Consider the following 20348-nt stretch of genomic DNA (forward strand, 5'->3'; position numbering starts at 1 on the left):
TCCATGGAATATTCGATTGCCCCTCAATTGCGGCCGATGAATCCTTCGACAAGCCCATTCGGGGAGCTCAATGGCGTGCAAATCCCTTCAGTTGACAACTTGAGAGTGCTTGTAACTCGATCACCGTGCATCGGTTGACCAAGGGCTCTGACACCCGAGAAACATCGTTGGCGGTCAATACCCAAGAAATGTAGGACATATCAAACTTGGTTCGGTAATACGGGCATTCCCAAGCAACAGCGGTCGCAGGTTCCAGAAAGCTCAGCAATGAATCCGAGAGTGCGTGATGGGCACCACTGTCTGACGTGCCTGATTGCGCTTTGCAGATTTCATCAACGACAATTAGAGGGTTCCCAACGCAGTGCTATAGGATCGTTTCAAGTGGCCTTCCTGGTTGTGCCGACGACCACCCCCTTTCCGTTCCCGCAACACTGAAACCCACGCCACCCAGGCTCGCATCAATCTCGCATCTGGGAACTTCAAGCAGTTCGGATAGCCTTCTGGCCCACACCGATTTACCAATTCCTGGCGGTCCATTCAGCAAGAGATTTGGCAACCGGATTGTACCTTTGGCACTAGCGATGCGCCGCAACGCATGCCAAACCTCATTAGTGGCGGCGGACATCCACGGCATTTCTTCATGTAATACAGATACTGCCTCGTCCACCCAGTGCTCACCTCTCGGCTCCACCAATGGAACCTCATTCATTAGTGGGCGCACTCGTTGGATTTCTTTTTCCGAGAGATGCCCAAGACCTGAGGCTTCAGTCTTGTGTTGTAGAATGCACTGAACTCGTTTTTTGATGCGCCGTTTGTCATCCCAAGTTAGCAAGACACCATCCGATAGTTCGCAAGCGACTTCATCGATATCATCTCCACCTAGGTCAGCCGAGTGCTCATCATCTCCGATGAGTTCTTTGGCCAGTCGCGTTTTGCGCAAATTTTCAAATATTCAGTAAACCGGTGCGTAAGAGCACCTTTTTCCAAGTTGGGATCAGTGGCGAGTAGGAGTTTGATGGTCCTCATAGCAGTTCCCTCATCTATCAAGTGAGACAAACCGACCGATAACGTGCCAAGGAGAAGAGAATTGAGAAGCAGCCAACGGTCGGCCCTAAAGGGGCAGATCAGAAAAACCGTATGAGAAAGATATGCTGCGATGTCGTCATAGATTAAGACAGCCCCATTACTGGGTGCACGTCAATACCTTCGATTTATTGATGCTGACAGAGAAAGCGTCCGATTAGAAAATCAGACGCTATCCCACCACTATGAAAACATGGGGATTTTGATGCTTGGGCGACAAAGACCTTGTATTTGGGCGAAAAATACGCCGAATTGGGTCTCAATTGCTTGGTGCATCACCAACCCCGCTACTGCCGTTCACCCACATTTTGAGTGTCCGCAGCTTCTGCACGTCATGCACCCCTCGATCATCACCATATCGTATTGACCACAGGACGGGCAGGCTTGGCCGCGGGGGCCTCCCAGATTGACCACTTGCGCCTGGGGGTCAGATTTCAGCCCCATCCCCTCGCCCTCGAGAAATCCGATATTGATCAGATGTTGCTCGATCACCCCACCTATAGCGGCCAAGATCGAGGGGATGTATCTACCTTTCACCCAGGCTCCGCCACGGGGGTCGAACACCGCCTTGAGCTCCTCGACCACAAAGGACACGTCCCCGCCCCGACGGAACACGGCCGAGATCATACGGGTCAACGCAAGCGTCCATGCGTAATGCTCCATATTCTTCGAGTTGATGAAGACCTCAAACGGGCGACGACGCCCGCCAATGACGATGTCATTAATGGTCAGGTAAATCGCATGCTCGCTGTCGGGCCATTTCAGCTTATAGGTCGAGCCTTCAAGCGATTGTGGCCGGTCCAGTGGTTCGGACATGTAGACAACTTCGCCGCCATCGACCTCGTGAGGTGCGTCAGCGCTTTCGCCGGGTGCTTTGTCATCACTCTCGGACACGGTCAGGACCGATCCCGTCACATCATTCGGCCGATAAGTAGTGCAGCCCTTGCAACCCTGATCCCAGGCCTGCATGTAGACGTCCTTGAACGCATCAAAGCTGATATCCTCGGGGCAGTTGATGGTCTTGGAAATCGAGCTGTCGATCCATTTCTGCGCCGCCGCCTGCATCTTGACGTGATCGGACGGAGGCAACGTCTGCGCATTGACGAAATAGTCGGGCAGTTCGACATCACCATACTTGTCGCGCCACATCTGAACGGCATAGTCCACGACCTCTTCTTCGGTGCGCGAGCCATCCTTTTGCAGCACTTTGCGGGTATAGGCATAGGCAAAGACCGGTTCGATCCCTGATGAGACGTTGCCCGCATACAGGGAAATCGTCCCCGTCGGGGCAATCGACGTCAACAGAGCGTTGCGGATGCCGTGTTCGCGGATCGCGTCCCGTACGTCGTCATCCATCTGCAACATGGTACCACTGGCCAGGTATTTCTCGGCTTCGAACAAGGGGAACGCCCCTTTCTCCTTTGCCAAATCGACCGACGCCAGATACGCGGCGCGGGCGATTGCGTGCAACCAGCGCTCGGTCTGACGCGCCGCCTCGTCCGAGCCATAGCGCAGCCCCAACATCAACAGCGCATCGGCCAACCCCGTGACGCCCAGACCGATGCGGCGTTTGTCTTGCGCCTCGGCCTCCTGTTCGGCCAACGGGAATTTCGAGGCATCGACCACATTGTCCATCATCCGAACAGCGGTGGCGACCAGTTCCTGCAACGCCGCCTCATCCAAACGGGCAGCCTCTTCAAAGGGATCGGCCACCAGACGCGCGAGGTTGATCGAGCCCAACAGACAGGCGCCATAGGGCGGCAAGGGCTGTTCACCGCAGGGGTTCGTCGCCGCGATGGTCTCAACATAGCTCAGGTTGTTGGCCGCATTGATCCGGTCGATGAAGATCACGCCCGGCTCGGCATAGTCATAGGTGGCCTGCATGATCTTGTTCCACAGATCGCGGGCCTGAATGGTGTGATAGACCTTGCCGTCAAACACCAAATCCCACGGGCCATCGGCCTTGACCGCCTCCATGAAGGGATCAGTCACCAGCACCGACATGTTGAACATGCGCAGGCGTGCGGGGTCGGATTTGGCGGTGATGAACTGTTCGATATCGGGATGATCGCAGCGCATGGTCGCCATCATCGCCCCGCGGCGCGAGCCTGCTGACATGATCGTGCGGCACATCGCGTCCCACACATCCATGAAGCTCAGCGGCCCCGAGGCATCCGCCGCCACCCCGTGTACATCCGCTCCACGCGGACGAATGGTTGAGAAATCATAGCCGATCCCCCCACCCTGTTGCATGGTCAGGGCGGCCTCTTTCAGCATGTCGAAAATACCGCCCATGCTGTCTGGAATTGTCCCCATGACAAAGCAGTTGAACAGGGTCACCCGGCGTGCGGTACCAGCACCGGCGGTGATGCGCCCGGCGGGCAGATATTTGAAATCCTCCAACGCCTCAAAGAACTTGTCCTCCCAATGGTCCGGGTCCTTTTCCACGCGCGCCAGATCGCGGGCGATGCGGCGCCAGCTGTCTTCGACCGTCTGGTCGATGGGCGTGCCATCCGCCTGTTTAAAGCGGTATTTCATGTCCCAGATCTGCTCGGCGATGGGGGCGGCAAAGCGGCTCATTGGTGATTCCCTGTGCTGAAAGAGGAATACAGACTACCACCCACTACACCTTGATGAAAGTGAATACCGAGCTACAATATCAAGCACGGCCTTGGGACGACTCTGTGGGAAAGCTGTGGATAAGTACATAAACCTCATAAAACTGTCAGTCGGATCAGAAAGCGTCGACTCGCTGATCGCATGGCAGGAGAGTCGCGCGCCTTTGTACGAGGACGGCTTGCCGCGTCACGTCACCCGCATGTGGCCCAAGCGCGAGGCCGAGATTTTGAATGGCGGATCAATCTATTGGGTGATCAAAGGCGTTGTGCAATGCCGCCAGCGCATCCTGCGAATGGACGAAGTGATCGGCGATGACGGCATCCGCCGCTGTGCCATCATTCTGGAACCCGAGATTCACCGCACCCAGAACGCTCTGAAACGCCCCTTTCAGGGCTGGCGTTACCTCAAACCCGAGGACACCCCCGCAGACCTGCCGAAAAACCGCGCGCAGGACGATGCCCTGCCCGATGATCTGAACCGCGCGCTGGCCGATATCGGCGTTCTGTGATCAGGCCAGACGGTCCAGCATCTCAGTCAGAACAGCCTTATCTTTGTCGGTATATTTGGCCACCCGGCTGCGCCACAGCGTTGCCTGCGATTGCAGGATCAGCCCGTCGGTCAGGATTTTCAGGTGGTTGGCCCGCAGGGTTTCCCCGGTTGAGGTGATATCGGCAATCGCCTCGGCGGTTTCGTTCATTACCGTGCCCTCGGTCGCACCCTGGCTGTCGACCAGCGTATAATCGGCCACGCCTGCATCGGTCAGAAACTCGCGCACCAACCGGTGGTATTTGGTGGCGATCCGTAGACGGTGGCCATGGGCCTTGCGAAAGGCCGCAGCCGCCGCGTCCAGATCGTCCAGCGTGTCCACATCCACCCAGCAGGCTGGCGTCGCGATGATCAGATCGGCCTTACCAAACCCCAGCGGCGCCACCTCTTCGACCTGCTGTTCCCAGCGCGGCAGTTTCTCATGCACCAGATCAATTCCGGTGACGCCCAGATGGATGCGACCAGCGGCCAACTCGCGCGGAATTTCCCCAGCTGACAACAGGATCAGCGAGACTCCCTCGATCCCCTCGACCTTACCGGCATATTCGCGGTCCGATCCGCTGCGCGACAGGGTGATGCCGCGCTTTTCGAACCAGGAGAATGTCTTTTCCATCAACCGGCCTTTTGAAGGCACGCCCAGTTTCAGGCTCATTGCGCGTCCTCCTCAATCTCCAGCATCAGGTCCGGGCGGATCACGCCGCCAACGGCTGGAATTTCTGCCCCTTTGCCCAAGTGTCGAGTCAGCGCGTCATAGCGGCCCCCGGTGGCAATGGGCGGCAGGTCGGGGCGGCCCTCGGCGTAGAACCCAAAGACGAACCCGTCATAATATTCCATCGAGGTCCGGCCATAGGCCGCCTCAAAATCCAGCCGATCCACATCAACGCCGCGCGCTTGCAGGGCGGCAATCCGCGCCTCAAGCCGGTCCAGCGCCGGGGTGATTTGCGGCAAGTCCACCGCAACATCGCGCAGCTGTTCCAGCGCAAAGGGCATTGTTTCGCGGACGTTCAACAAGGTTTCCAGCCCCGCCAGCTCATTGTCGGAAATCGGAGGCGTATCGCGATCCTCGCGCAGGGCATCGATCCGCGCCTCGATCTCTGACGCACGGCGCTTGCCGATCATCGGCGCGTCGGTTGCCAAGGGGTCGGAGGCCTCAAGCAGCGTGACGCGCCCCTCGGGGCCCGGTTTGCGCCCAGCGAAACGGTCCAGCAAAACGCGAAAACGGCGGGGCCGCCACAGATGGCGCATCAGTGCCGCCTTGCGCCGGTCGGTCGTCCGCAACCCCTGAACCGCAGCGGTCAGAATGCCAATATCGCCGGTCGCCGCCCGCAGGGGCAGCCCGCGCAGTTGCAGCGCAAACAGCGAGAATACCTCGGCATCAGCACTGGCCGGGTCGTTGCGATCAAAGACCTCATACCCGACCTGAATATATTCGTTCGAGCGGTCGGGGTCGTGTTCCTGCCGCCGAAACACCTCACCCGAATAGGTATAGCGCGCCGGTTCGGCACCGTCGGACATGTGCATCTGCACCACAGGCAGTGTGAAATCCGGGCGTAGCATCTGTTCGCCGCGCAGCGCATCCGAGGTCACGTAAGCCCGCGCACGAATGTCTTCTCCGTACAGGTCCAGCAGCGTTTCAGCCGGTTGCAGCAGAGGGGGATCAACAACCCGGGCACCGGCGGTCTCGAAACGCACGCGCATCATCGCGGCACGCGCCTGTATCTGAGTACGCTTGGCCATGGCTCAGTCCTGACTGTCCAGAATTTCGCGCACCTTGGCGACCAGATCGCCGCGCGGCACCTCGAACTGGCTGGGGCGTTCTTTCCATTCCTCCAGCGTTGCGCTTTCGGCGATCTTGGCACCAAGGATCAGGTCCTTGATCTGCACGATGCCGTTCGCCTTTTCGTCGCCGCCTTCGATCACCGCGATGGGTGAGTTGCGCTTGTCCGCGTATTTCAGCTGATTGCCGAAATTCTTGGGGTTGCCCAGATATACCTCGGCCCGGATGCCCGCATTGCGCAGCTCGGCCACCATGGCCTGATAATCCGCCATGCGGTCGCGATCCATGACGGTGACAACCACCGGCCCCTTGGCCTGTGCGTTGAGCCGCCCCTTTTCACGCAGGGCGGCCAGCAGACGGTCAACCCCGATCGAGACCCCGGTCGCGGGCACTTCCTGCCCGGTGAACCGCTTGACCAGATCGTCATAGCGCCCGCCGCCAGCGACAGAGCCAAACTGGCGCTTGCGGCCTTTCTCGTCAAAGATTTCAAAGGTCAGTTCGGCCTCATAGACCGGGCCGGTGTAGTAGCCGAGGCCACGCACGACAGATGGGTCGATCTCGATCCGATCCGCGCCATAGCCACCCGCATCCAACAGCGCGCCGATCTGTTCCAGCTCAGCAATGCCATTCGCGCCGATTTGGCTGTCGCCGACAGCGGCGCGCAAATTGGCCAGCGTTCCGGCGGTGTCCGCCGCTTTCGAGGTCAGGAAAGCAATGACCGGCTCGGCCTGATCATCGCTGAGACCAACGCCGTCGATAAAGGCGCCAGAGGCATCCAAACGGCCCTTGGTAAGCAACTCGCGCACGCCTGCTTCGCCCACCTTGTCGAACTTGTCGATGGTGCGCAGCACGTTGTCACGGGCGGCGGCGTCTTCGCCCAGGCCCATCGCCTCAAGCACGCCGTTCAGAACCTTACGATTGTTCACCCGCACCAGATAGTCGCCGCGCGGGATGCCGACGGTTTCCAGCGTGTCCGACAGCATGGCGCAAATCTCGGCATCCGCCGCCATCGAGGCCGTGCCCACCGTATCCGCATCACATTGATAGAACTGACGATACCGCCCCGGCCCGGGCTTTTCGTTGCGCCAGACCGGGCCCATCGCATAGCGACGATAGGGTGTGGGCAGATCATTACGGTGCTGCGAGTAGACGCGGGCCAAAGGCGCGGTTAGGTCATAGCGCAGGGCCATCCAATCGCCCTTGTCGTTTTCATCGAATTCCTGCCAGGCAAACACGCCTTCGTTCGGGCGGTCGACATCGGGCAAGAACTTGCCCAGCGCCTCGACCGTTTCGACCGCGCTGCTCTCCAAAGCGTCAAAGCCATAGCGATGATAGACGCCCGCGATGGCCCGCAGCATCTCGGTGCGCTGCGTGACTTCCTGGCCGAAATAGTCGCGAAACCCTTTCGGCGTTACGGCCTTGGGGCGGGGCTGTTTCTTGGGCTTGGCCATGTGGGGCGTCCTTGGGCGTCTAGTGTTCCGCGCGCGGTCTATCCCATGGCCCGCATCGGGGCAAGGCGCGCTTTCGCTGGTCTTGGCTTTGTAGGCCCGCTATGACCATCCCCGAAGGAGACCCCCATGCAGCATCTGGAAGAACAGATCGCCCATCTGACTCGCACGGTTGAGGAACTGAACACCGTGGTCACAAATCAGCAGGATGAGATCGACCGCCTGACCCACCGGGTCGAGATGCTGATGCGACGAGAAGGCGAACGCGAACAGGAGGGTTCGGGTGGCGTGGTTCTGGGCGACGAACGCCCGCCGCACTATTGAGGGATTGGGGATGGAGCGTATCGAAACGGAAAACGCCTGCGCGTGGATTGCAACCACGATGAACGGCATCAACACTCAGGCGGTGATCCGTAGAGAGTTTATGCGGAGTTGGAGGGAAAAACGCTCAGCGGAAGATGTCGAATGGTCCAAACGCATGGATCAAGAGTCGGATATCGGATGGAAACGTGGACATTCTTTGACGAAAGAGCAGGTTGGCGACGTCTGGCTTTTCAACTCCAAAGCCGAATACCATACAGATCCGTTCATCATTGGCGGGGGATACCCGCTTGTCTCCGAAACCACAAAAGCCGTTTTAGAGCAGTTCGATCTGGGTGAGACGGTGTTTCATGCCTTGAAGCTCTTGGATCCGACAGAAACGGTGCCGACGACATCAGAGCCTTACTACCTTCTGAACGTATGTAACACGCGGTCCATGGGAAACTGTGAGGCTTTGGGGCCTGAAGGAGAGCTTCGGGCACCTCTAAACTGTCGAGGGGGCGGCATTAGATATCTGCCGCGAGGCGGCCAAGAAAAGGAGTTGGTTGTTGTTCCCGAAGCTCTGGATGGCCCCGACATTTGGTTGGATCCTAAGGTTCCGGGAATTCTGTTTCTCTCCGAGACCCTCGTGTCCGGCTTAAAAACCGCCGGAGTGGACAAAGGCTGGGGTTTGGTCCGAGTGCCGGTCGGCACACTTTAGCGCCGCCGCCCCGAACTCATAACCCCAGAGCCGATTTCACTGCGTTGTCGACCACACCGCCCAACAGCGCATCCTTATCCTCGGCGCAGCCCTCTCTCAAAGCAGCAATGAAAGTCTCACGCAGCTGCGCATTATCCTCATCCGAGGTCGCGTGGTCATTGATGTCGATCTGACGATTGTAGATCGATAGGGCCGTCATTTTCTCGACCACATCCAGAACGTATGTGTCATCCCCGTCCGACTCTTCGATGACCGAAGCACAGGTGTGATACATCACCGGAAGCGCATCCTGAACCATCTGCTCGGCAGCCTCATCGGCGAATAGAGCAACAGGCATCATCACGGCAGCGACAAGTGTCACGGGTTTGAACATGTTAAATCGCATCGTGCTCATTTCCAGTTATGTCCGATGATCGCCCCGACAATCGCCCCGGCCGCCGCACCCTTGCCGTCATGGATCAAGGCACCGACACCTGCACCAATCAACGCACCCTCAATCGTATTCTTTTTCCTCTTGTCATCTGCCAGCCCCGCTGAAGCAGAGACCAAAGCAAGCGACGCCACCGCCGCAAATGTAAGCGTTTTGAAACCCATGAATGCAATCCTCATGCCTCTACTCTCTTGCTTTTGAGGTGATGCGTTCAGCCTAGCCGGGGCCTTGGTCCGAGGCAACAACCGGGTGGTTCAGATTTCCTCAACAGACATCACGCCTTCCAGAGATTTGATCGCCCCTTTGATCTGCGGGGTGATCGGGAAGGTCTGACCCAAATCCATTTCAACCTCGCCAGGCAAACCGGGATCCATCAGACACAATTGGATTGACCCTTTCGATGCCCCTTTGGCAGCACTGGTGGCATCTGCCAGAACTGTTGCAACTGTCGGCAAGACCTGCGGGTGTTCAACGAAAACGCGCAACCCTGTTGCACCCGCTTCGGCCACTACTGAATCGACCGGCCCAACAGAGCGCCCGAGCAGCTTGAGCTGATCCGCTTCCATCGTGGCTTCGGCGGTGACGACCACCTGTGCCCCTGTTTCCAGAAACTCACGGGATTTCTCCAGCGTCTCGGAAAACAGCGTAACCTCATAGGCTCCGGTCGGGTCAGACAGCTGCGCAAAGGCAAAGCGATTGCCCCGCGCGGATTTACGTTCCTGTCGCCCGGCAACAACGCCGGCCATCTTGGCAATCAGAGGGCCCGAGCGGGCCCTTTCGGTTACCTCGTCGAGTGTCAGCACCTGTTTGCGCCTGAGCGCAGGCATGTAGTCGTCCAGCGGGTGCCCGGACAAGTAAAACCCGATAGCCTTGAACTCTTCGCTCAGACGCTCGGCGGGCAACCAGTCCGGTGTTGGCGACAGGCGCGGCTCTGGCAGGTCATCGCCCGCCTCGCCAAACAGCGACACCTGGTTCGAGTTCTTCTGGTCGTGGATCGCAGCCGAATACTGGACCAGCGGATCAAGGCTTTCGAACACGCGGCGGCGGTTCTTATCGAGTTCATCAAACGCACCCGCGCGTGCCAGCATTTCCAATGGCCGCTTGCCGACCTTCTTCAAATCGACCCGACGGGCAAAGTCGAACAGGTTGACGAAAGGTTTGCCTGCACGTCCTTCGACCACAAGGTTCATCGCCTCGACGCCCACGTTTTTCAGCGCGCCCAGCGCGTAAACCAGATGCTGATCCACTACATCAAACGTGGACTGCGAGCGGTTCACGCAAGGCGGTATATAGGGCAGTTCCAGCCCTTTGCGGACTTCCTCGAAGTAAACCGCCAGCTTGTCGGTCAGATGGATATCGCAGTTCATGACCCCGGCCATGAACTCGACCGGGTGGTTCGCCTTTAGCCAGCCGGTCTGATAGCTGACCACCGCATAGGCGGCGGCGTGGGATTTGTTGAAACCGTAATTGGCAAACTTGTCCAGCAGGTTCCAGACCTCGGTCGCCTTGGCCTCGTCCACGTCATTCTCGGCAGCGCCTTTCAGGAATTTGGGCCGCTCGGCGTCCATCGCCTCCTGGATTTTCTTACCCATCGCGCGGCGCAACAGGTCCGCACCGCCCAGGCTATAGCCCGCCATTTCCTGGGCGATCTGCATCACCTGTTCCTGGTAGACGATGATGCCCTGGGTTTCGTCCAGAATATGGTCGATGGATGGGTGCAACTTGTCCCGCTTGCTCTGCCCGTTCTTGACCTCGCAAAACTTCGGAATGTTCTCCATCGGGCCCGGACGGTACAGCGCGACGAGGGCGATGATATCCTCGATACAGTCCGGTTTCATGCGCTTGAGCGCATCCATCATGCCCGAGCTTTCCACCTGGAACACTGCCACCGTCTTGGCTGCGGAATAGAGCTTGTACGTCGCCTCATCATCCAGCGGGATGGCGTTGATCTGGTTCTCGGCCCCGTCGGCGGGTTCATAAAGTTCGGTCCCATCAGCGGCGACATGCAGGTCCCGCCCGGACCTGAAGATCAAGTCCATCGCGTTTTGGATCACGGTCAGCGTCTTCAGGCCCAGAAAATCGAACTTCACCAGCCCGGCCTGTTCCACCCATTTCATGTTGAACTGGGTTGCAGGCATGTCCGAGCGCGGATCCTGATACAGCGGCACCAGTGCATCCAATGGCCGGTCGCCAATCACCACCCCCGCCGCGTGGGTCGAGGCGTTGCGCAGCAGCCCTTCGACCTGCTGGCCGTAATTCAGCAGCCGATCCACGACCTCTTCGTTGCGGGCCTCTTCGCGCAGGCGGGGTTCGTCTTTCAACGCCTTTTCGATGGAAACCGGTTTAACGCCTTCAACCGGGATCATCTTGGACAGGCGATCCACCTGCCCGTATGGCATTTGCAGGACCCGCCCGATGTCGCGCACCGCGGCTTTGGACAAAAGCGCACCAAAGGTGATGATCTGCCCCACCTTGTCGCGCCCATATTTCTGCTGCACATAACGGATCACCTCTTCGCGGCGGTCCATGCAAAAGTCGATATCGAAGTCGGGCATCGACACCCGTTCAGGGTTCAGGAAGCGTTCAAACAGAAGGCTATAGCGCAGCGGGTCAAGGTCGGTGATCGTCAGCGCATAGGCCACCAGTGATCCCGCGCCCGAACCCCGCCCCGGCCCAACCGGGATGTCATGGTCCTTGGACCATTGGATGAAATCGGCAACGATCAGGAAATAGCCGGGGAACCCCATGCCTTCGATGATGTCGAGTTCGAAATCCAGCCGCTCCTGATATTCTTCGGGCGTCACCGCATGCGGGATCACGGCCAGACGCTTTTGCAAACCGTCATTGGCGATGCGGCGCAGTTCGGCCACCTCATCATCCGCGAATTTCGGCAGGATCGGATCCCGCCTGTAGGCCATGAAGGCGCAGCGCTTGGCGATCTCGACTGTGTTCTCGATCGCTTCGGGCAGATCGGCGAACAAGGTCGCCATTTCCTGTTGCGATTTGAAATAATGCTGCGCGGTCAGGCGGCGGCGACCGTCCTGTTGGTCGACATAAGCGCCCTCGGCAATACAGATCAGCGCATCATGCGCTTCGTACATGTCCGTGGTTGGGAAGTAGACATCGTTGGTGGCCACCAATGGCAGGTTCTTGGCATAGGCCATTTCAACATGGCCACGCTCGGTCAGGCGTTCGGCCTCGGGCTGACCACCCTCGCCCGGGTGGCGCTGAAGTTCGATATAGAGGCGATCCGGGAACATGGCCGCAAGGCGATCCACCAAGGCCTCGGCCGCCGGGCGCTGACCTTGTTGCAACAGCAACCCCACCGGCCCATCCGGCCCGCCCGACAGGCAGATCAGGCCCTCTGATCGGTCAGCCAACTCCTCCAATGTGACTTGCGGCAACTGCCCACCCTTGTCGACATAGAGACAAGAGCTGAGCTTCATCAGGTTCTCATACCCGACCTCGGACTGCGCCAACAGCACCAAGGGCGCGGGTGACTTGGGCTTCTCGCCCGGCTGCGCCTGCACATAAGTCAGGTCAACCTGACAGCCCATGATCGGCTGAATCCCGGCACTGCTCGCCGAGACGGAAAACTCCAAGGCCGAAAACATGCTGTTCGTGTCGGTGACGGCGACTGAGGGCATCTCCATTTTCTCGCACAGGCCCGGCAGTTTTTTCAGCCGCACGGCGCCTTCCAGCAGAGAATATTCGGTGTGAACGCGGAGGTGAATGAATCGAGGAGTACTGCTCATGCCACCCAAGCTATCCCAGCCAGCAGCGCGGCAAAAGCGGGAACCGACACTTCGGGTCGCCTAAAAAATCAGCGCTGATTGTTCGGTTTTTTCAGAAGGTGCTTCGGGAGCCGCCGTGCAGCAAAATCAGAAAGCGCTTTAATTTCAACACCCTCAACACTACAAGAGGTCCATGTTTTTGCGCCGTCCAGACGTATTGGTACATCATATAGGCAGTTTTTCTTGCCAGAGAAGCCACCCTGTTCCTAACATCTGACGGCAAGCTATCCGCCCGCCTCTCTTTCTACGTCGCATCGAAGGAGGGCCAAAGGGCGCAACCGGGTAAGGCGACGGGTTTCTCGAATGAATATCACGTTTCTTCTGAACGGAGAGACAGTGGAGTTGGCAGACACTGATCCAACGGCCACCCTGCTGGACTGGTTGCGAGAGGATCGCGGCCTGACCGGCACCAAGGAAGGCTGCAATGAGGGCGACTGCGGGGCCTGCACCGTCATGGTGACGGATGAAGGCGGTGCCAAGGCGCTGAATTCCTGCATCCTGTTCCTGCCCCAACTGCATGGCAAAGCCGTCCGAACCGTCGAAGGCGCCAGCGGGCCACAGGGCGAAGCCCACCCCGTGCAACAGGCGATGGTGGACCTGCATGGGTCTCAATGCGGATTCTGCACCCCCGGTTTTGTGATGTCGATGGTCGCCAGCCACGCCAATGGTGCGACAGATCACGACACCCAGCTTGCAGGTAACCTGTGCCGATGCACCGGTTACGCTCCGATCATTCGTGCCGCCGAAGCGGCACAAGAACACCCGGTGCCCGTCTGGGTCAAAGACAAGCCTGTCGTTGTACCGGCTATACGGATGCTGCCGGGGTCGTCGGATGAACTGGCCGCTCTTTATGCTGAGAACCCCGACGCCACGCTTGTTGCCGGGGCAACGGATGTCGGGCTTTGGGTCACCAAGCAATTGCGCGATCTGGACCCTGTAATTTTCCTGAACCGCTGTGAGGATCTGAAAGACATCGCAATCAGCGATACCGAAATCCGCTTTGGTGCCATGGTTGACATGAACCGCATGGGGGACGCGCTGTCCGATTTGCACCCCTCATACGCCGAGATGATCCGCCGCTACGCGAGCGTTCAGGTGCGCCACGCAGCCACGGTCGGAGGCAACATCGCCAATGGCTCGCCCATCGGGGACAACCCGCCTGCGCTGATCGCGCTTGGAGCAACCTTGCATCTGCGCAAAGGCGACGAGCGCCGATCCATTCCCTTGGAGGAATTCTTTGTCGACTACGGCAAACAAGACCGCGCTCGTGGTGAGTTCGTCGAAGCTGTCAGTTTCCCGCGTCAGCCTGACAGGCTGAAGGTGTACAAACTCAGCAAACGGTTCGATCAGGATATCTCGGCCGTGTGCGGCTGTTTCAATATCACCGTTTTGGAGGGAACCGTCACCCAAGCGCGCATAGCGTTTGGTGGTATGGCGGGCATTCCGAAACGAGCACCCCATGTCGAGGCCGCGTTGATCGGCAAGCCGTGGGCGCGCGACACTATCCAAGCCGCGCTTCCCGCTTTTGCCGACGACTATTCACCACTCACGGACATGCGCGCCTCGGCCACCTATCGACTTGAAACCGCCAAAGCGATGCTTGAGAGGTATTTTCTAGAAGATCAGGGCCACGTGACCAACGTGCTGGAGGTGTCGGCATGAGCGTGACAAAACCTCTCCCGCATGATGCCGCACCTCTGCATGTCGCTGGCGCGGCTCGGTATGTGGACGACATCCCGACGCCAAAGGGCGCGTTGCATCTGGCCTTTGGTCTCAGCCCGATTGCCAAGGGCACGATCACCGCGATGGATCTGTCTGCGGTGAAAGCAGCTGATGGGGTCGTGATGGTGATGACGGCTCAGGATCTGCCTTTTGCCAATGATGTTTCGCCGTCGATCCATGACGAACCGCTGCTGTCGGATGGCACGGTTCACTATATCGGTCAGCCGGTGTTTCTGGTCGTGGCCAGCAGCCACCTTGCCGCACGCAAGGCCGCGCGGCTGGGCAAGATGGATTTTGACGAAGACACGCCGATCCTGACAATCGAAGAGGCACTCGCCGCCAACAGCCGGTTCGAAGACGGCCCGCGCATTTATGCCAAGGGCGACGCGGATGCGGCCATTTCAGGCGCGGCCCATGTGATCGAGGGGGCCTTCGAACTGGGCGGGCAGGAGCATTTCTATCTGGAAGGTCAGGCTGCGCTTGCGGTGCCGAATGAGGGCGCGGACATGCTGGTACACAGCTCGACCCAGCACCCGACCGAAATCCAGCACAAAGTTGCCGATGCGCTGGGTGTTCCGATGCACGCCGTGCGTGTTGAAACCCGCCGCATGGGCGGCGGCTTTGGCGGCAAGGAAAGCCAGGGCAACGCGTTGGCCGTTGCCTGCGCCGTGGCGGCGCGTGCGACGGGCAAAGCCTGCAAGATGCGCTACGACCGCGACGATGACATGATCATCACCGGCAAACGCCACGCCTTTCGGATTTCGTACAAGGCCGGGTTCGACAAAAACGGCCACATTCAGGGCGTGTCCTTCCTGCATCACGCCATCTGCGGCTGGGCACAGGACCTGTCTCTGCCTGTCGCCGACCGCGCGATGCTGCACGCGGATAACGCCTATTTGTTGCCCCACGCCCGGATCGAAAGTCACCGGTTGAAGACCAACACCCAATCCGCCACCGCCTATCGCGGGTTCGGAGGCCCTCAGGGTATGGTGGGGATTGAACGCGTGATGGACCATGCCGCACATGAACTGGGACTGGATCCGGTCGAGCTGCGCCGTCGAAATTATTATGAGCCCGCGCACAAAGCGGTTGAAAATGCCCCAACCGAAAAACCTCTGGGTCACCCTGATCCGCACGAAGACCTGACCAGCCGTGGTGCGGTTGCAACCGGGGATGCCCCGGTGCGTGCCCTGCCTACCGGCGGCAACACAACTCCCTACGGCATGGAGGTCAGCGACTTCGAGTTGCATGGTATGACCGCAGCGCTTTTAACATCCAGCAACTATGTCGCGCGCAAAGCGGCCATTGATGAATGGAACGCCACGAATGGCGTGATCAAAAAAGGCATCGCCTTCTCGCCGGTCAAGTTCGGGATATCCTTCACGTTGACCCACCTTAACCAGGCGGGTGCGCTCGTGCATGTCTATCAGGACGGCTCGGTCCATCTGAACCATGGCGGCACCGAGATGGGTCAGGGCCTGTTTCAGAAGGTTGCACAAGTGGCTGCTTCGCGCTTTGGCATTCCGCTGGATATGGTGAAGATCACCGCAACCGACACGGCCAAGGTACCCAATACCTCGGCCACGGCGGCCTCATCGGGCAGTGATCTGAACGGCATGGCAGTAAAAGCGGCCTGCGACACCATACGCGACCGGATGGCCGACTATCTGGCCGAGCGGCATCAGGCCGATCCGTCTTCTGTCACCTTTGCCAACGGCTGCGTCTCGGTTGGCGCGGAACGCTATACCTTCGCCGAAGCAGCCGCGCTGACCTATCAAGGGCGCATCAGCCTGTCTGCGACCGGCTTTTACAAAACCCCCAAGATCGAATGGGATCGGATCAAAGGCAGGGGGCGGCCGTTCTTCTACTTTGCCTATGGCGCAGCGATCACCGAAGTCGCCGTGGACACCCTCACTGGCGAAAACCGGATTTTGCGCGCAGATATCCTGCACGATGCCGGTGCCTCGCTGAACCCTGCGCTGGATATCGGTCAGGTCGAGGGCGGTTACGTCCAAGGCGCTGGCTGGCTGACGACCGAGGAACTGGTCTGGGACGGCACAGGCAACCTGCGTACCCATGCGCCATCGACATACAAGATTCCCGCCTGTTCCGACCGGCCCGACATTTTCAACGTCGCGCTGTGGGAGGCCGAGAACCGCGAAGACACGATCTATCGCTCGAAAGCGGTCGGAGAGCCGCCGTTTATGCTGGGGATTTCCGCGTGGCTGGCCCTGTCGAATGCGGTGGCCGCTTGCGGGGACGGCTACCCAGCCCTCAACGCGCCCGCCACCGCCGAAGAAGTCTGGCGCGGCGTCCAAAGGATCAAGGGAGACGTCTGATGGGGTTTGATCGAGAGGCTTTGAGGGAGGCGGTCAAAACCCACGGGAAAGTCACCCGCGTGGTCATTGCTGCAATCAAGGGGTCATCCCCGCGCGAGGTCGGCGCAGCCATGCTGGTCTGGGAGGACGGGCAATCCGGCACGATCGGCGGTGGCACGCTTGAGTTTCAGGCGGCTGAGGCGGCACGATCGCAGACCCTGCGCGCCAAACTGACGCATCACGCGCTTGGACCCGAGCTGGGGCAATGCTGCGGTGGTGCGGTGTCTCTTCTGAGCGAGCTATATGATCACAGCACTTTGGACACTCTGGATGACACGGTCATAGCGCGCGCGCCCTCGGGCAAGGATATGCCACTGACGGTCAAGCGCGTTCTTGCGGCAGCAAGAGGTCAGGGGATATTGCCCCAGCCGCAACTGATCGATGGCTGGATGATCGAGCCGGTTCACAAGCCTTCGCGCAACCTGTGGATCTGGGGCGCAGGCCATGTAGGGCGGGCTCTGGTCGATGTCCTCTCACCCCTGCCCGATCTGGCGATCACCTGGGTCGATACCGGGCCTGAGCGGTTTCCGGACTGTTCTCCAGCAGGTGTGATGGTGGTTCCAACAGCCAAACCAGCCGAACTGGTCCGTCACGCGCCACCTGATGCCGAGCATCTTGTGCTTACTTATTCACACAATCTGGATTTCGAGCTGTGCAACCGGCTGCTTTTGCATGATTTCCGCTTTGCGGGGCTGATTGGCTCGGCTACCAAATGGGCGCGGTTCCGGTCGCGGATGGCAGCGCTTGGCCATTCACCCGAACGGATAAGCCGGATCACCTGTCCCATCGGCGATCCAACACTGGGCAAGCACCCGCAGATGATTGCCGTGGGCGTCGCAGCGCAAATGCTGCGCCCGGTCGTGCAAAACACTTTGAAGAAGGACCTGAGCGCGTGACCACTCCACTGCTAAGCCTACAAGGGCTGACCAAAGCCTATCCCGGCGTCGTGGCCAATGATCAGGTGTCCTTTGACATCGGTGAGGGCGAAGTTCATGCCCTGCTGGGTGAAAACGGTGCTGGAAAATCCACGCTTGTGAAAATGATCTATGGCTTGGTCAAGCCCGACAGCGGCGCCATGCTGTTGCGCGGCCAACCCTTTGCCCCGGCCGAACCGCGCGCCGCGCGCGCAGACGGAATCGCGATGGTGTTCCAGCATTTCTCGCTGTTCGACGCGCTGAACGTGGCCGAGAATATCGCATTGGGGATGGAGAACCCACCGCCGATGGGCGATCTGGCCTCGCGTATCCGCGAAGTGTCCGAAACCTATGGCCTGCCGCTGGACCCGTTCCGCACCGTGGGCGATCTGTCCGCCGGGGAACGCCAGCGGGTCGAGATCATTCGCTGCCTGCTGCAGGACCCCAAGCTTTTGATCATGGACGAACCGACCAGCGTTTTGACCCCGCAAGAGGTGGAAATTCTATTTGAAACGCTGAACAAGTTGCGGTCCGAAGGCACCTCGATCCTGTATATCTCGCATAAGCTGGAAGAAATCCGCACGCTATGCGACCACGCGACGATCCTGCGACTGGGCAAGAATGTGGGCGAATGCGTGCCCTCCGAAACCTCGGCGCGCGACATGGCCGAAATGATGGTGGGTTCCACCTTGCAGACGCCCGAGCGGTCTGGTCGTGAATTTGGCGAGGTGGCGCTGGATGTCAGCGGCTTGTCGGTGCCGTCGCCTTCGGAATTCGGCACTGCGCTGAAAAACGTCCATATGACCGTCCGCAAGGGTGAGGTTCTGGGCATAGGCGGTGTCGCCGGAAACGGACAGGACGAATTGCTGGGCGTGCTGTCCGGTGAAATCACGACGGCAGCCGATGCGGTCAAGTTTAACGGCCAGCCAATCGGCAAGCTGGGCCCGACCGCCCGTCGCAAGCTCGGCGTGTTGACCGCGCCGGAAGAACGGCTGGGTCACGCTGCGGCCCCGGATATGAGCCTGACCGAAAACGCCCTGCTGACCGGGTCCGTCCGCGAAAGGCTTGAGAACAATGGCTTTTTGAAATGGGCCGATACCAAGAGCTTCGCCGAGAAGATTATCAGCGCCTTTGATGTGCGCACGCCGGGTCCGGAGAATGCGGCCCGATCTCTTTCGGGTGGAAACCTGCAGAAATTCGTAATTGGTCGCGAGGTCTTGCAAAACCCAGATGTGCTGGTGGTGAACCAACCGACATGGGGTGTGGATGCGGCCGCGGCAGCTGCGATCCGGCAGGCGATTCTGGATCTGGCAACCAAGGGAACCGCAGTCATTTGTATCTCGCAGGATCTGGATGAGTTGATGGAAATCTCGGACAGCTTTGCTGCCCTGAACGAAGGCCGCCTGAGCGCCCCGCGTGAAACCACGGGCCTGACGGTTGATGAGATCGGCCTGATGATGGGCGGTGCGCATGGCATGGAGGTGGCCCATGTCTGATGCAAAACAAAAAAGAAACGACGGGGGTGTGAGCAGATGATTGTGTTGGAGAAACGGCCTCAGCCGTCCAAAGCGTGGTCATATGCGACCCCTTTGGTCGCGGTTTTGGCGACAATGGTGTTTGGGGGCATCCTGTTCGCCATCCTGGGCAAGAACCCGGTTGAGGCGATTGGTACCATTTTCTGGGAACCTCTGTTCGGCGAATTTGCCTTTTATTACCGCCCGCAATTGCTGGTTAAAGGTGCCCCGCTGGTGCTGATCGCGATTGGCCTGTCGCTGGGCTTTCGCGCCGGTATCTGGAACATCGGGGCCGAGGGGCAGTATATCATGGGTGCTATCTTTGGCGCCGGTGCGGGTCTGGCCTTTTACCCCTTGGATGCCTGGTACATCTTTCCCATCATGGTGATGGCTGGTGCCGTTGGCGGCTGGCTCTGGGCCTCGATCCCGGCCTTTCTGAAAGTGCGCTTTGGCACCAATGAAATCTTGGTCTCGCTGATGCTGGTCTATGTGGCCGAGCAAATGCTGGCCTCAGTCTCGCTAGGGCTACTGAAAAACCCCGAAGGGTTCGGCTTTCCGGGCTCACGCAATCTGCAATCCTATGACAGCGCGCACAATGCCGAGCTGATCGCAGGATCAGGGATGCATTGGGGCGTCGTGACAGCGCTGATTGCGGTGATCTTTGCCTATGTCCTGCTGAACCGGCACATGCTGGGCTTTCACATCCGCCTGACGGGTGAAGCCCCGCGCGCAGCCAAATTCGCCGGTGTGAACCCGGCCCGCCTGATCCTGTTCTGTCTGGGCCTGTCCGGCGCTCTGGCCGGTCTGGCGGGGATGTTCGAAGTCTCAGGCCCTTCGGGTGTGGTCAGCATCGACTTCAACGTGGGCTATGGCTTCACAGCGATCATCGTAGCCTTCCTTGGCCGCCTGCACCCGGTGGGCATCTTGCTGGCCGGTGGTCTGATGGCGCTGACCTATATCGGCGGTGAAATTGCGCAGTCTCAGCTGGGCCTGCCTGCCGCTGCCATCCAGGTATTCCAGGGGATGCTTCTGTTCTTCCTGCTGGCCTTCGATCTTCTGACAAACTACCGCATCCGTGCGGCCCGTAGCGAGGTGGCGTAAC

Annotated in this window: 15 protein-coding genes; 8 read left to right on the forward strand and 7 right to left on the reverse strand. The window is 59.3% G+C overall.

Features of this window, described 5'->3' with window-relative positions; all coding sequences use genetic code 11:
- Nucleotides 1-1380 precede the first annotated feature (1380 nt).
- Entirely contained in the window at nt 1381-3663 is a 2283-nt protein-coding gene (locus tag ACR0L4_RS16375; protein WP_480514213.1) for an adenosylcobalamin-dependent ribonucleoside-diphosphate reductase, read from the reverse strand.
- Nucleotides 3664-3778: 115 nt separating this feature from the next.
- Between ACR0L4_RS16375 and ACR0L4_RS16380 the strand changes: the two genes are divergently transcribed.
- A complete protein-coding gene (locus tag ACR0L4_RS16380; protein ID WP_480514214.1) occupies nt 3779-4210 on the forward strand; it encodes a DUF1489 family protein in 432 nt (143 codons plus the stop codon).
- Here ACR0L4_RS16380 and hisG read toward each other — a convergent pair whose 3' ends face one another.
- From hisG to hisS, 3 genes are read right to left on the reverse strand one after another with little or no spacing between them, the layout of a single operon-like run.
- The gene (gene hisG / locus ACR0L4_RS16385; RefSeq protein ID WP_480514215.1) at nt 4211-4900 is read right to left on the reverse strand and encodes an ATP phosphoribosyltransferase; all 690 of its coding nucleotides are present in this window, start codon (nt 4898-4900) and stop codon (nt 4211-4213) included.
- On the reverse strand, nt 4897-5985 hold the full coding sequence (locus ACR0L4_RS16390) for an ATP phosphoribosyltransferase regulatory subunit (protein ID WP_480514216.1): 1089 nt from the start codon (nt 5983-5985) through the stop codon (nt 4897-4899). Before ACR0L4_RS16390 ends, hisG begins: the two co-directional genes overlap by 4 nt.
- Before the next feature lie 3 nt (nt 5986-5988).
- Entirely contained in the window at nt 5989-7476 is a 1488-nt protein-coding gene (gene hisS / locus ACR0L4_RS16395; RefSeq protein WP_480514217.1) for a histidine--tRNA ligase, read from the reverse strand.
- Between the two features lie 126 nt (nt 7477-7602).
- Between hisS and ACR0L4_RS16400 the strand changes: the two genes are divergently transcribed.
- Both ACR0L4_RS16400 and ACR0L4_RS16405 read left to right on the forward strand, forming a co-directional pair.
- Nucleotides 7603-7797 (forward strand): SlyX family protein, encoded by a 195-nt coding sequence (locus ACR0L4_RS16400; RefSeq protein ID WP_480514218.1) that lies wholly within the window; start codon nt 7603-7605, stop codon nt 7795-7797.
- Complete coding sequence (locus ACR0L4_RS16405; protein WP_480514219.1) at nt 7757-8494, forward strand: imm11 family protein; 738 nt, start codon at nt 7757-7759, stop codon at nt 8492-8494. The genes ACR0L4_RS16400 and ACR0L4_RS16405 overlap by 41 nt, the downstream gene beginning before the upstream one ends.
- 16 nt (nt 8495-8510) lie before the next feature.
- Here the strand turns inward: ACR0L4_RS16405 and ACR0L4_RS16410 are convergent, their stop codons facing one another.
- The 3 genes from ACR0L4_RS16410 to dnaE form a co-directional block, all read right to left on the reverse strand.
- Entirely contained in the window at nt 8511-8888 is a 378-nt protein-coding gene (locus tag ACR0L4_RS16410; protein ID WP_480514220.1) for a hypothetical protein, read from the reverse strand.
- A complete protein-coding gene (locus tag ACR0L4_RS16415; RefSeq protein ID WP_480514221.1) occupies nt 8885-9088 on the reverse strand; it encodes a glycine zipper 2TM domain-containing protein in 204 nt (67 codons plus the stop codon). The genes ACR0L4_RS16410 and ACR0L4_RS16415 overlap by 4 nt, the downstream gene beginning before the upstream one ends.
- Nucleotides 9089-9178: 90 nt before the next feature.
- A complete protein-coding gene (gene dnaE, locus ACR0L4_RS16420; protein WP_480514222.1) occupies nt 9179-12679 on the reverse strand; it encodes a DNA polymerase III subunit alpha in 3501 nt (1166 codons plus the stop codon).
- A gap of 342 nt (nt 12680-13021) precedes the next feature.
- Here dnaE and xdhA point away from each other — a divergent pair, with 342 nt between their 5' ends.
- Genes xdhA through ACR0L4_RS16445 form a run of 5 tightly spaced genes read left to right on the forward strand, consistent with a single transcriptional unit; the run spans nt 13022 to nt 20347 of the window.
- Nucleotides 13022-14380, forward strand: a complete 1359-nt coding sequence (gene xdhA, locus ACR0L4_RS16425) for a xanthine dehydrogenase small subunit (protein ID WP_480514223.1) — start codon at nt 13022-13024, stop codon at nt 14378-14380.
- Nucleotides 14377-16779 carry a xanthine dehydrogenase molybdopterin binding subunit gene (gene xdhB, locus ACR0L4_RS16430; RefSeq protein WP_480514224.1) on the forward strand — a complete coding sequence of 801 codons (2403 nt, stop codon included), beginning with the start codon at nt 14377-14379 and terminating at the stop codon, nt 16777-16779. Before xdhA ends, xdhB begins: the two co-directional genes overlap by 4 nt.
- Entirely contained in the window at nt 16779-17714 is a 936-nt protein-coding gene (gene xdhC, locus ACR0L4_RS16435) for a xanthine dehydrogenase accessory protein XdhC (RefSeq protein ID WP_480514225.1), read from the forward strand. Before xdhB ends, xdhC begins: the two co-directional genes overlap by 1 nt.
- Nucleotides 17711-19228: an ABC transporter ATP-binding protein gene (locus ACR0L4_RS16440; protein ID WP_480514226.1), complete on the forward strand. Its 1518-nt coding sequence runs from the start codon at nt 17711-17713 to the stop codon at nt 19226-19228. Before xdhC ends, ACR0L4_RS16440 begins: the two co-directional genes overlap by 4 nt.
- A 36-nt stretch (nt 19229-19264) precedes the next feature.
- Nucleotides 19265-20347: an ABC transporter permease gene (locus ACR0L4_RS16445; protein ID WP_480514227.1), complete on the forward strand. Its 1083-nt coding sequence runs from the start codon at nt 19265-19267 to the stop codon at nt 20345-20347.
- The last annotated feature ends 1 nt before the right edge of the window (nt 20348 follow it).

It is taken from the genome of Ruegeria sp. AB5 (assembly GCF_056542645.1).